Source organism: Agriterribacter sp., assembly GCF_035497235.1.
GTDB lineage: Bacteria > Bacteroidota > Bacteroidia > Chitinophagales > Chitinophagaceae > Agriterribacter.
Genome location: NZ_DATJEB010000004.1, coordinates 22,389 through 35,693 on the forward strand (window position 1 = coordinate 22,389; position 13,305 = coordinate 35,693).

The 13,305-nt window shown below is 44.7% G+C and carries 12 protein-coding genes; 9 read left to right on the forward strand and 3 right to left on the reverse strand.

Going from position 1 to position 13,305, the window contains the following annotated elements; all coding sequences use genetic code 11:
* Positions 1–164 precede the first annotated feature (164 nt).
* Positions 165–1,658, forward strand: a complete 1,494-nt coding sequence (locus VL121_RS00525) for an RtcB family protein (RefSeq protein ID WP_325401039.1) — start codon at positions 165–167, stop codon at positions 1,656–1,658.
* Positions 1,659–1,794: 136 nt separating this feature from the next.
* Entirely contained in the window at positions 1,795–2,490 is a 696-nt protein-coding gene (locus VL121_RS00530) for a hypothetical protein (RefSeq protein WP_325401041.1), read from the forward strand.
* Positions 2,491–2,746: 256 nt separating this feature from the next.
* Here the strand turns inward: VL121_RS00530 and VL121_RS00535 are convergent, their stop codons facing one another.
* On the reverse strand, positions 2,747–3,643 hold the full coding sequence (locus VL121_RS00535) for an aldo/keto reductase (RefSeq protein ID WP_325401043.1): 897 nt from the start codon (positions 3,641–3,643) through the stop codon (positions 2,747–2,749).
* A gap of 111 nt (positions 3,644–3,754) precedes the next feature.
* On the opposite strand from VL121_RS00535, the gene VL121_RS00540 reads away from it, so the two are divergent.
* From VL121_RS00540 to VL121_RS00550, 3 genes are all read left to right on the forward strand, one after another.
* Positions 3,755–5,038, forward strand: a complete 1,284-nt coding sequence (locus VL121_RS00540) for a UDP-N-acetylmuramoyl-tripeptide--D-alanyl-D-alanine ligase (RefSeq protein ID WP_325401045.1) — start codon at positions 3,755–3,757, stop codon at positions 5,036–5,038.
* Positions 5,039–5,128: 90 nt separating this feature from the next.
* Entirely contained in the window at positions 5,129–5,596 is a 468-nt protein-coding gene (locus VL121_RS00545; protein WP_325401047.1) for a DUF983 domain-containing protein, read from the forward strand.
* Positions 5,597–5,698: 102 nt separating this feature from the next.
* The gene (locus VL121_RS00550; protein WP_325401049.1) at positions 5,699–7,012 is read left to right on the forward strand and encodes a gluconate:H+ symporter; all 1,314 of its coding nucleotides are present in this window, start codon (positions 5,699–5,701) and stop codon (positions 7,010–7,012) included.
* Between the two features lie 188 nt (positions 7,013–7,200).
* On the opposite strand, the gene VL121_RS00555 is transcribed toward VL121_RS00550, so the two are convergent.
* Positions 7,201–7,977: an enoyl-CoA hydratase/isomerase family protein gene (locus tag VL121_RS00555; protein WP_325401051.1), complete on the reverse strand. Its 777-nt coding sequence runs from the start codon at positions 7,975–7,977 to the stop codon at positions 7,201–7,203.
* Positions 7,978–8,132: 155 nt separating this feature from the next.
* On the opposite strand from VL121_RS00555, the gene VL121_RS00560 reads away from it, so the two are divergent.
* Complete coding sequence (locus VL121_RS00560) at positions 8,133–8,582, forward strand: hypothetical protein (protein WP_325401053.1); 450 nt, start codon at positions 8,133–8,135, stop codon at positions 8,580–8,582.
* Positions 8,583–8,737: 155 nt separating this feature from the next.
* Here VL121_RS00560 and VL121_RS00565 read toward each other — a convergent pair whose 3' ends face one another.
* Positions 8,738–9,328, reverse strand: coding sequence for an adenylate kinase (locus VL121_RS00565; RefSeq protein WP_325401055.1), 591 nt, complete (start codon positions 9,326–9,328; stop codon positions 8,738–8,740).
* Positions 9,329–9,643: 315 nt separating this feature from the next.
* Here VL121_RS00565 and VL121_RS00570 point away from each other — a divergent pair, with 315 nt between their 5' ends.
* The 3 genes from VL121_RS00570 (at position 9,644) to VL121_RS00580 (ending at position 12,881) form a co-directional block, all read left to right on the forward strand.
* The gene (locus tag VL121_RS00570) at positions 9,644–10,954 is read left to right on the forward strand and encodes a pyridoxal phosphate-dependent aminotransferase (protein ID WP_325401057.1); all 1,311 of its coding nucleotides are present in this window, start codon (positions 9,644–9,646) and stop codon (positions 10,952–10,954) included.
* Between the two features lie 39 nt (positions 10,955–10,993).
* Positions 10,994–11,701: a DUF4197 domain-containing protein gene (locus VL121_RS00575; RefSeq protein WP_325401059.1), complete on the forward strand. Its 708-nt coding sequence runs from the start codon at positions 10,994–10,996 to the stop codon at positions 11,699–11,701.
* Between the two features lie 142 nt (positions 11,702–11,843).
* Complete coding sequence (locus tag VL121_RS00580) at positions 11,844–12,881, forward strand: 2-oxoacid:ferredoxin oxidoreductase subunit beta (protein ID WP_325401061.1); 1,038 nt, start codon at positions 11,844–11,846, stop codon at positions 12,879–12,881.
* Positions 12,882–13,305 lie beyond the last annotated feature (424 nt).

The following is a 13,305-nucleotide window of genomic DNA, read 5'->3' on the forward strand; positions in this document are numbered from 1 at the left end:
AGCTTAAAAGAAAATATGAAATAGCACTTAGTATATCAAAACATGAACAACGAAATGGAATCCCGGAACGAAGCGTTGCAACATCAGCTCAACCGGAGTTATGGAGCTGGAATTCAAAAACCTTCGTGTTCCTACGTGTCTCCGTGGTTCAAAACAAAAAAACAATGAGCAAGTTAAAAATAACAGGAAAAGAATTAAGAGCTATCGGCTACCCGGAAGGACCGGTGATAAGCATAGCGATAAATGTGATGCAGAAAAATTACAGACACCATGGAAAAGAAGAGGTAATGGAAATATTGAAGCGTGTATTGGAAAGCCCGGCAGAATACAAAGGTGACGCCGTATTGGCATTGATAGCGGAGCAATTATTACAAACCCTTCGCAAGGCGAAGGGTGATAATACAGGCAGAGCAGGAATTTCATTAAATAATTCGGGGATACCGTTCAGTATATTTGGACAGGAGCATATTGAAGAAGGCGCCATGCACCAGATGTACACTGCGGCTAAGCTGCCCGTTGCAGTTGCGGGCGCTTTAATGCCTGATGCGCACAGCGGTTATGGCTTACCGATAGGTGGCGTGCTGGCTGCACACAATGCGGTAATACCGTACGGTGTTGGTGTGGATATTGGCTGCCGCATGTGTTTGAGTGTATTTGATATTGATCCGAAAGAGTTGCTGAAAAAGGAAAATTATTTTTCGAAGGAATTAAATGAAGCCACCCTGTTCGGTAGCGGAAAACAATTTGATCATGCCGCTGATCACGAAATAATGGATCGTCCTGAATTTGAAGCGCTACCCTTACTGAAAAACCTGCAGGGCAGGGCATGGAAACAATTGGGATCCTCCGGCTCCGGCAATCATTTTGTAGAGTTTGGCGTGGTGGATATCACGGAAAAAGATGAAGTGCTGGGCATTGACGCAGGAACCTATGTAGGCTTACTTTCGCACTCCGGCTCAAGAGCATTAGGCGCTAATATTGCGAATCACTATACCAAAATTGCCAAACAAAAAAGACGGCTCCCGGGCGAAGCCGCTAACCTGGCATGGCTCAGTTTAGATGAAGAAGCCGGTATGGAATACTGGATATCAATGAACCTTGCGGGTGATTACGCAAGTGCATGCCACCACATTATTCACCGTAAAATTGTAAAGCAATTAGGCCGTAAACCCATCAGGATGGTAGAGAACCATCACAACTTTGCATGGAAGGAGCAATGGGAAGGAAAAGAAGTGATTGTTCACCGCAAAGGCGCTACCCCGGCGGGTAAAAATGTATTGGGCATTATTCCCGGTTCCATGACGGCGGATGGATTTATAGTAAAAGGAAAAGGCGAATCAACGGCTGTTAACTCAGCATCTCACGGTGCAGGAAGGTTGATGAGCCGCTCCGGGGCAATGCAGTCTATCACCGAAAATGCGTTAAAACAGGAGCTAAAAAAATATGGTGTAAAGCTGATGGGTGGCGGATTAGATGAAGCGCCCTTTGCCTATAAGGATATTGAGGCCGTAATGCAATCACAAAAACAATTAGTGGATGTGATTGGAAAATTTACACCAAAGATAGTAAAAATGTCCGCCCGTACCGGTTCGGATGGGGATGGTGCGCCGCATAAGATGTGGGGAAACCAGGTAAGAGAAGATGCAATAGGGGAGTAAACCGCACAATGCTATCAATAGGAAAGGTGAAAGTTTTGGCTTTCCCCCTAAAAAAAACTTTGTGTTCCCCTGTGCCTCCCTGTCTCTGTCGTATACAAACAAAAATAAAAGTAAATTGCAGGCACAATCAGGTATAATGCGGGTACTTTTTATTTTAATAGCATGCTTATACTATAATAATTATTGCGCGGCGCAAGCACAAAAAAATTATATCGTCAAAGCTGGTGAAGCCCCTGATGAAGTGATACCAGGCGAAGTAAAATATATATTCCCTGCTTTTAAAGAAGGAACCGTTTTCTTAAGATCGGGCGCTTTCGTAAAGCAACAGTTCAATTATAATCACCTGCTGGATGAAATGCAGTTTTTAAATACCGCCGGAGATACCCTGGCCATTGCAGACCCCGGGCTGATTAAATACGTCAGCATTGACAGCCTTGTGTTTTATTACAATAAAGGATATTTGCGGCAGATTGTACAGATCCGTTCTTATAAGCTCGCCGTAAAACAGCAAATGATCCAGATTCCCGATAAAGTAAGTACGGCTTATGGCGGTTCTTCGGGATCTTCGGCCATAACCACTTATTCAAGCATATACTCCAGCGACAAAGTACATCGTCTGAAAGTAGACAGGGACGTGCTTTTCCAAACAATAACTAACTGGTATATCGGCGACCAGTACAACCACTTTGAAAAAGCAGATAAGAAGGGATTCTATACTATTTTTTCTTCCAAAAGAGACGCCATAAGAAAGTACATTGCAAAAAACAATACGGATTTTAATAAAGAAGCCGCACTGGAACAACTGCTGCGGTTTTGCACCGAACAGCAATAAGCCTGTGAGCGGCTTTCCCGTTATTTCAGGCATCGTCCAAAATACAGTATCATCGTTCCGTTCGTACGCTTATTTTTATGCCGGCCACATTACGCTCTTCACCGTTCCTTGTGTCACTCCCTTGTACAACGGATACGCTATGCGGCCGGTTATAAAAAATCAATATCATTATACAAGCTATCAGATGTGTTATAACGGCATACCCTATTCATTGCCTCCTGTGCCATTTTTTTCATTTTATTCAGCGGGCAGCCTGCTACCTGTGCTGTTCATAATAATTTACCGGAATGCATGCACGTAAATAAATCATTTCATTATCTGTAAGTAAGGGCGTATGTGTGGCGGCTATAATATCGTTCAGTTGCTCCATTGTTCTAACGCCAACAATGGCAGCGGTAACCGCCTGCTGCTGCAAAGCAAAACGGATGGCGGTTTGGGAATAATTGCGGTTCATACCCGAAATAGCATGCACGGCAGACTGCGCTTTGTACACTTCCTCTTCAGTATAGTTTATATATGTTTTTGCGGGTTTGTTTACCAGCAGCCCCCCTGCCAGGCTGCCCCGCGCCAGCACGGCAATATTATTTGCCTGCAATAACGGAAAACAGGTTTCTTCAGGACGGCGGTCCAGTACGCTGTATTGCATCATTACACTGGCTATATGCGATCGCTTTACATATTCGCGGATTACGTTGGGACGTATAGACGAAATACCATAATACCGTATCTTACCTTCGGCCTGTAAACTTTCAAAGGCTTCAATGGTTTCATCTACAGGATCGCCAATGGTGCCGCCATGCAACTGGTAAAGGTCAATATAATCGGTGTTTAACCGCTTCAAACTTTGTTCCACCGCACTAATAATATAATGCTTATAAGGATTCCATTCCCATCCGCTGCCATCGGGCCGCCACTGGTTACCCACCTTGGTTGCCAGGATCACCTTGTCTCTTTTGCCCTGCAGCGCTTTGCCAACAGTGGTTTCGTTCAACCCTTTCCGGTACATATCGGCCGTATCAAAATAATTCAGTCCGCCCTCAATAGCGCTGTGTATGAGCCGCGCGTTATCCGCATCATTATTGCCTAAAGACATACAGCCAAAGCCGATTTCGCTTACGGTTAATGACGATTTTCCCAGAAGATGATAGTTCATACCCCGCTCTTTTGTTTGTACAAAGTTCAGATTCCTGAACATAAGTCCAAACAGAATTCTGCAGGAAGTCTCCCTTCGTATTTTGGGATGATTATAATTACCTTTGTTCGTATGCAAATTGACGAACTCTATCAATTATTCCTGCAGTATCCTTCGGTACAAACAGATACCCGGAAGCTGCAAAGCGGAGATATTTTTTTCGCATTGAAAGGACCCAATTTTAACGGGAATCTTTTTGCAAAGCAGGCGCTGGAGTCAGGAGCGGCATATGTAGTAGCAGATGAAGCGCCCGGGTTTGAAGATAAAAGGATTATGCTTACAGATGATGCGCTGACTACGCTTCAGCAACTCGCCGGCTATCACCGCCGCCGGTTTAGCATACCCTTTATTGCTATTACCGGCAGCAATGGTAAAACCACTACCAAGGAACTGGTTCATGCGGTACTTTCCTCCACCTACAAAACCTATACCACCAGGGGTAACCTGAACAACCATATAGGCATACCGCTTACCATACTAAGCGTTAAGTCCGATGCAGAAATAGCCATTATTGAAATGGGCGCTAATCATTTAAAAGAAATTGAAGGCTACTGCAAATACACCGAGCCCACCCACGGCATTATTACCAATTGCGGTAAGGCCCACCTCGAAGGTTTTGGAAGTATGGAAGGCGTTAGAAAGGCCAAAGGTGAGCTGTACGATTACCTGAAGCGGCATGACGGTACCGCCTTCGTTATGCAGGACTATGATTATCTGAACACTATGAGCAAAGGCATTCCGCACATTTTTACTTATGGCACTTCCGGCGCCGCGGTAACAGGTAACATATATAAAACGGACCCCTTCCTTGAAGTGGCTTTAACGAACGGAAAAGAAAAAACTATTATTCGTTCGGGCCTGGTGGGAGATTATAACCTTCCCAACATACTGGCCGCAGTGGCAACAGGCAGGTATTTTAATATAAATGACAATATAATAAAAGCGGCTATTGAGGCATACCATCCTTCCAACAGCCGATCCCAGCTTATAGAAAAGGGAAGCAATACCATTATATTAGACGCTTATAATGCCAACCCCAGCAGTATGAAAGCCGCTGTAGAAAACTTTGCGGCAATGCCAAAAAGTAATAAGATCCTTGTGCTGGGCGCCATGATGGAACTGGGTAAAGAAAGCGTGAAAGAGCACGAAGCCCTTATTGAACTGCTGAATCGTTATTTATGGAAAGAAGTTATACTGGTAGGCGGCGATTTTGCCTTTACCACACATCCCTTCCGGTTTTTTAATACCGCCGGGGAAGCAAAAGAATGGCTGCAGCAACACCCGGCAGCCAATAGCGTATACTTAGTAAAAGGCTCCCGCAGTACGCAAATGGAAATTATTGTTGATATATTATAATCATAATATATTATCAAAGCTGTTATGCCATTGTAGCCATCTTAACCATTTTATTTGAACAGGAATGAGGACATTTGCAAAAAATTCAGAATGAGCGCAGAAGAAAAGAAACCCGGCTATTTATTTTCAACATTAGATAACCGTTGTCCGCGTTGCCGCAGGGGTGGAATTTTCAAAAGCAGTAATCCTTACCGGTTGCGCACTACCCTTACCATGCATCCCACATGCCCGGTATGCAGCCAGCCCACCGAAATAGAAGTAGGCTTTTACTATGGAACAGCTTATGTAAGCTATGGACTTACCGTAAGTTTCAGCATTTTTACCTTTATTGCCTGGTGGTTGCTTTTTGGCTTTTCTGTTCAGGAAGGCGATCTTCGTTTATTATGGTGGGGTATAGCCAATACGGTTTTACTGATTGTACTGCAGCCCCTGTTCATGCGCCTCTCGCGCAGCCTCTGGCTTTCGTGGTTTGTAAAATACGACCCCGACTGGAGGATCAATAGCATTGCACCGGAAAGTACGGAGCGTATTGTTCCCGAACAAATGAATAACTGGTAGCAGAATACTTTAATCTCCATTGCTTATATTAGCAGATTATAACGATTGTGCCGCGGCAGGTGATGAGGGAAATCAAATTCAGCATCCAATTAGCTTTTACATATGACACTGCTTATCATTGCCGGCTGCATTCTGCTGCTTGTATTGCTTATTACCTGGGGAAAAACGAATGCTTTCCTTGCTTTTTTGGTGGTATCCCTGATTGCCGGCTGGTTACTGGGCATTCCGCTGAATAAGTTGGCCGTAGCTGTTGAAAAGGGAATGGGCGATACCTTAGGCACCCTGGCCGGTGTAATTATGATGGGCGCCATGCTGGGAAAATTGGTGGCCGAAAGCGGCGCCGCGCAACAAATCGCTTCTTCCTTAATGAAGGTTTTTGGTACAAAGTATATCCAATGGGCGTTAATGATCACCGGTTTTGTAATAGGTATCCCGCTGTTTTATAATGTAGGGTTCGTATTAATGGTGCCCCTTATTTTTTCTGTTGCCTATCAATATAAACTGCCTGCTGTATATATCGGTTTGCCTATGCTGGCTTCCTTATCGGTTACGCACGGCTACCTGCCCCCGCACCCCGCCCCGGCAGCACTGGTAACACAGTTTAATGCCAACATGGGGCTTACCCTGCTGTATGGTTTGGCTGTGGCCATTCCTGCCATCATTATTGCAGGGCCCATTTATTCCAAAACATTAAAGAAAATCGTTTCTGTTCCGCTGCAAACATTTAAACCGGTTATTTTGCCGGAAGAAAAATTGCCGGGGTTGGCCAACAGTCTTTTATCTTCTTTACTGCCCGTTGTATTGCTCATTGTTACAACGGTTATCCCTTTTATTTTTCCTTCCGCCGCGTTTTTGCATGATGTATCCGCGTTTTTCGGCAATGCCATGATTGTGATGCTGATAGCGCTGGCAGTAGCCACATTTTCACTGGGCATATCTACGGGTATGCCTATGAAAAAAATCATGTTGGTATATGAAAGCGCTGTAAAGGATGTTGCCATGATATTGCTGATCATTGCGGGAGCAGGAGCGTTTAAAGAAGTACTTACCGTGAGTGGCGTAAGTAACGATATAGCCCGGGCGTTGCATCACTGGCCCCTGCATCCGCTGCTGTTGGCATGGATCATCGCTGCCATTATACGTATATGCATTGGCTCCGCTACCGTGGCCGGACTTACCACCGCAGGCATTGTTGCTCCTATGGTTTTGCAGGGTGGTGTAGATCCCAACCTCATGGTTTTATCTATCGGTGCGGGCAGTCTTATGTTTTCGCACGTAAACGATGGCGGATTCTGGCTGTTCAAAGAATATTTTAACCTGAGCGTAAAAGATACTATCCGCTCCTGGTCGCTCATGGAAACCATTGTTGCCATTGCAGGACTTGGCGGGGTAATGCTGCTGAGCATGATTGTGTAGAGATAGCCTTCAGGTATCCGGTGAATAACAGCTAATGACAGGATGAGTGCTCCTTCTCCTTGTATTGCTGATTGCCAGTTGCTGACAACCTTCTTCAGATTTTTTAATTTGTGGTTTATGGTTGCATTTGGCCTCAGATTTCAAAATTCAGACTTCGGCCTTCCGGCTATCAGGCGTTGGTAGCTATTCTATTCTTTTTTCTTCCGTTTTTCGAGCGCAGCTTTTGTATAAGAACTGATTACTAATACACCGCTGGTGGCTGCACGGCGCTGTAATAACTCCTCCCAGTTTTCAGTTCCTTCCCATAAAACTTTTTTTATTTCCGCTATGGCTTCCGGATGGGCATGGGCCAGTTCATTGGCTAAGCGTTGCACAGATTCATCCATATCTTCCGCATTGGGGTGCAGCTCGGCAAATAAACCTTTCCGGCGCGCCCAGTCTGCCGGCCGCCACGTGGCAGCATCAATAGCTAACTGGCTGAAAGCGCTTAGCCCCAGTTTTCTTTGTATGGCCGGACCTACCACAAAAGGTCCAAGCCCTATGGATAATTCACTCAGCTTTATATCAGCGCCTTCCAAAGCAATGGCATAATCGGCCGCGGCTGCAAGTCCCACTCCGCCGCCAACACACTTACCCTGTACCCGGGCTATAATTAGTTTAGGACATTTACGCATAGCATTAATAACATGGGCAAAGCCGCTAAAAAACTTTTTACCTTCTTCGGCTGTTGTAATGGCACGAAGCTCCGTGAATGAAGCGCCGGCGCAAAATGCCCCGCTTCCCGCCGATCGTAAAATAATTACTTTGGTTTCATTTTGTAGTCCCGCGCTATGTATTTCCTGGGCAAGCTCATTTAATATAGCAGCGGGCAGTGAATTGCCCTGCGGGTGAAAGAACTCAATAACCGTTATTCCACCGCTTTGTGCTTCCACCTTCACATATCCTTCCTGTATTTCATGTAGCATATACTGTTGATTAGATGATGTTTTATGAGCAGAAGAAATGGTAACACAAATTACTACAGATAAAATCCGCAGCAAAAAATCATGCACAGCAGTTTAAGTTAATTTTCAATTGCTTCCTGCTATCTTTACAGCAACCGCTTTAAAATTTCCACATAATGAAAACAGCGATCTTAATTATTGCAGCAACACTTGCCCTATCCTGTAATAACAATGCCTCCTCCGGCAGTACGGAGCAGCAAAATAACGCCTCCATTCCCAAAACGCTATCCGACACTTTATATAAGGCGGCTATGGAAGGACATGATGTGGGAATGGCAAAAATGGGAGAGATAGCCCGTTATCAGAAATTGATAAAGCAGAAAACAGATTCGCTGGCGGCTTTAAAAAGCAAAGCGGCCCTGCAGCCGGCGCTTGATTCCGCATTACAGGAGCTTACTTATGCGGAAGAACTGATGAACCGCTGGATGCAGGATTTCGATCCTGATAAGGCAGGTAGTACCGAAACTGAGAAAATTAGTTTTTACCGGGGTGAAAAAGAAAAGATAGATACCGTTAATGCACGGATATTTAAAAGCATTGAAAGGGCAAAACAGGTGGTGGAGTGAGCTGGTGGGTGGTCACTGGTAAGTAGTAAGTGTCTCGCCTTTCCTCTCCAACATCGCTCTTCTCCTTCGAATTTCGGATTTACAACTTCGGGCTTCAGCCATTGTCTTTTTTGAATACCCTGCAACTTCTACCCTGCACCCTGTAACTTGTAGCCTTACCCCTTACTACTTATCCCTCTTTTGTCCACTTCTTTACTAAGCGCGCTAAATATTTCGTCAATAGTGCCTTCGCCTTTTACCTGTTTTACTTTATCAAACTTTTTGTAATAGTCTGCAACTGCCGATGTTTTTTTATGATATTCCGCTATCCGGGCACGAATAACCGTTTCATTGGTATCATCGCTGCGGCCCGAAGTTTTACCCCGGTTAAGCAGGCGTGAAAGCAGTTCTTCTTCGCTTACTTCTAATGCCAGCATTAAATGTATACTTGTTTTTTTGAGCTTAAGCAGCTTATCTAAGGCCTCGGCCTGGGCTTCTGTACGTGGAAACCCGTCAAACAAAAAGCCGGCGGCTTCAGGGTTGGCATCTAACGCGGAACTGATCATACCAATTACCACTTCATCCGGCACCAGTTCACCTTTGTCCATAAAGTTCTTCGCTTCCAGTCCCAGGGGTGTTTGTCCGGCAATCTCGCTCCGCAGCAAATCGCCGGTAGAGAGGTGCTTTAACCCATATTTTGTTATTAATTTTTCAGATTGTGTGCCCTTTCCACTTCCGGGAGGACCAAATAAAATTAAATTAAACATGTACGTATTAACCTTTGGGTGAAGGACAAATATAAAGGAACAGCTTTAGAAATCTCTTAACAATTGCGGAAAATGCTGTATAAACCGACCATTTTTCTTAGCCATCGCTGTATTAGGGAATGCCGGAGGCCGGAAGTTTGAGTTGCAAGGCACAAGTTGCAAGGTGCATGTTGAAGGGAAAGCTCCCGGATAGTTATTGATCTTCAGTCTTAAAGACAAGATGCTGACCACTTATCACTTACTATTCATCACTACTAAACATACCCTCAAATTAATCTTTGGCTTCTCCCTTTACAGGAGGTAATTTTGCACTATATGGAAAACAAAGTACAACAGCAGGAAATGGCACCGGAGAACAGTACGCCTGCAGAACATTTTTCGCAGCTTGCAGAAACCTTAATTGGCTCGGAAATCGTTAAGCTGGGCGGTGAAATACGGGAGAAAATAAAGCAGGGAGAAAAAATATACAATTTTACGATTGGCGATTTTGATCCCAACATTTTCCCCATCCCAAAAGAACTGGAGAATGAAATTATAGCCGCCTACCGCAAACATTTTACCAATTACCCGGCGGCGGAAGGCAATTTTGACCTTCGCGAAGCTATAGCGGCCTTCCTGCAGCAAAAAGAAGGACTGGTATACAATACCTCCGAAATATTAGTAGCATCGGGGGGACGACCGCTGATTTACGCTTTTTTTAGAACGATCGCTGATAAAGGGGATAAGATCATTTACGCTGTTCCTTCCTGGAACAATAATCATTATACGCATTTTGTGGAAGGCGTTCATTGCGAAGTAGAAGCCAGCCCCGAAAATAATTTTATGCCAACGGCAGCAGATATAATGCCCCATATAAAGGATGCGGTAATATTAGCCCTTTGCTCGCCTCAAAATCCAACAGGCACCACTTTTACGAAGGAGGCGCTTGAGGCTATTTGTGATATGGTGCTGGAAGAAAACAGGCGCCGGGGCGAAGGCGAAAAGAAATTGTATGTTTTATACGACCAAATGTACTGGCAGCTTACTTATCGCGATATACGGCATTACGACCCGGTATCACTTCGTCCGCAAATGAAAGCCTATACGGTTTATATAGACGCCATTAGCAAATGCTTTGCCGCCACCGGCGTAAGAGTAGGATGGGCAATGGGGCCCGAAGCGATCATGACTAAAATGAAAGCCATCCTTTCGCATGTAGGCGCCTGGGCGCCTATGGCGGAGCAAAAAGCCGTTGCGCAGTTTCTGTTACAACACGATAATATAAATAATTACCTGAAGCATTTTAAAGCCGGAATATCGCTGCGGCTGCAACAAATATATGATGGCTTTATGCGCCTGAAAGCGGAAGGCTTGCCGGTAGATGCTATTGCGCCGCAAGCCGCTATTTACCTTACCATCCGGGTACACGCAAAGGGTATGAAAACTGCTGCGCAGCATCTGCTTGCACAGCAAAAAGATGTTACCGGCTACCTGCTCAATGAAGCAGGAATGGCAATAGTTCCCTTCTATGCATTTGGAGCGTCAAAAGATTCCAGCTGGTACCGGCTGAGTGTAGGCGCATGTAAAAAAGAAGAAATTGATGCCATGATTGATTCCCTGGCGCGGGCATTGCGTAAATTGAAATAACATTCCGGGAAGAGCGTTTATCTGATCTAAAATACCTGTATGAAAACTTTGCTAACAGTAGTTGTGTTTCTTTGTATGACGGGCTGTGAAACCGCACAGCAGGTTTTGAGCGGCATTAATACCGGCTCAGCCGGTTTAACTTCTGCCGAAATAGCGTCTGGTTTAAAAGAGGCCCTACGTATAGGGACCCAAAACGGCGCCGGTAAACTTGCTTCCGCGGATGGCTTTTTTACTAATGCGGCGGTTAAAATACTCATGCCGGAAGAAGCACAGAAAGTAGAAAGCACCTTAAGAAGCATCGGGCTGGGCAGCCTGGTAGATAAAGCCGTGCTTTCGATGAACAGGGCTGCAGAGGATGCGGCCAAATCTGCCACCCCCATTTTTGTTAACGCCATAAAGGAAATGACTATTACCGATGCGCTTGGGATACTCAAAGGCGGAGATTATGCAGCTACCAGCTATTTTAAAGATAAAACCACCCTTCCTTTAACCAACGCTTTTAGCCCGGTTATTGAAAAAGCATTAACCAAAGTAAACGCTACCAAATACTGGAATGATGTATTTACAGCATATAATAAATTTTCGGCCAAACCGGTAAATACCGACCTGGTTGCCTATGTAACAGAAAAATCGCTAACTGGAATTTTTTATGAGGTAGGGCAGGAAGAACTGAAGATCAGGAAGGATCCGGCCGCAAGAGTAACCGACCTGCTGAAAAAAGTTTTTGGCAGCAATGCCCGGCAATAAAATACAGGCAAATCCAATATGCCAAACTTACACCGCGCTTTCGTTTTTCATTTACGATTTTAGGAGAATGTTATCATAAGGGAAGCCGTTGGGGGGTGCATTGTGATTGTATAGTCTTAATTTTGCTGTTATTTCAACGATCATGAGTACAACAACCCTTTCTCCCAAACCCGCATTAACCGCAAAGGATTTTACAACCGACCAGGAAGTAAGATGGTGCCCCGGTTGTGGTGATTATTCTATATTAGCACAGGTACAAAAAGTAATGCCCGGCATAGGCGTTCCCAAAGAAAATATAGTCATTATTTCAGGCATAGGTTGTTCATCGCGTTTCCCCTATTATATGAATACCTATGGAATGCATTCCATTCATGGAAGAGCTACTGCTATTGCATCCGGCTTAAAGGCTTCAAGACCCGAACTGAGTGTGTGGATTGTTGCGGGCGATGGGGATGCCTTAAGTATTGGCGGCAATCATACCATACATTTACTACGGCGTAATTTCGATGTAAATATGCTGCTTTTTAATAACCAGATATACGGGTTAACCAAGGGACAATATTCCCCCACTTCCGAACAGCAAAAAATTACCAAATCTACCCCACTGGGCAGTATAGACCACCCTTTTAACCCGCTGGCGCTGGCCATGGGCGCAGATGCTACTTTTGTTGCCCGCAGTATGGATCGCGATCCAAAGCATTTGCAGGAGATGCTGGTGCGCAGCCACATGCATAAAGGCGCTTCCTTTTTAGAGATATACCAAAACTGCAACATTTTTAATGACGGCGCTTTTGAAATGTTTACAGATAAAGGTTCCAAACCCGAACAATCCATCTTTCTGGAACAGGGAAAGCCGCTGGTATTTGGTGCCGCCAGGAACAAAGGCATCCAATTAGATGGTTTTAAACCGGTTGCCGTTGAACTGGGCAATGGTTTAAATGAAGGTGATCTTTGGATACATGATGAAAAAGATTTTTATAAAGCGCAGATCCTGGTAAGAATGTTTGATGACCCTTCCGCAGAGGGACATTTGCCGCGCCCTTTTGGTGTTTTTTATGAAACGGAAAGAGCCTGTTATGAAGATGTAATGGCTATGCAGATTGAAGAGGCGATAGCCGCTAAGGGCCGGGGCGATTTAGATAAGTTGTTAAGAGGAAGAGAGGTTTGGGAGATAGCGTAGGGGATTTGGGATTGGTTCAGTTAGGTATCAGCTATCAGGTGTCAGGTGGGAACTACTAACGACAGGATGAACGCTCCTTCTTTCACTTCTTTCTTTTCACCGCTCACCTGGCTCTTCTCTTTCTAATTTCAGGCTTCCGGTTCCGGATTGTTTCACGCAAAGGGCACACAGGAGCAAAGAACGCGAAGGAGATGTTGAGTTTTATTTGCTTCTTTCGGTGCTCACCTCTCATTCCTGAAACTTACCAATAAAAATGCCGGCGATAGACATCACCGGCCTGTGCTTACCTCTGAAACCACAAAAAGAAAAAGTTGATATATAGGTTGCATTAATAAATACAAAATACTTTGATTTGTTACCTGCAATGGCTCAGTTGAGCAGGAGTAGGTTGTACCCCGTATTAAATAAGTTTTGAAATTGTCCG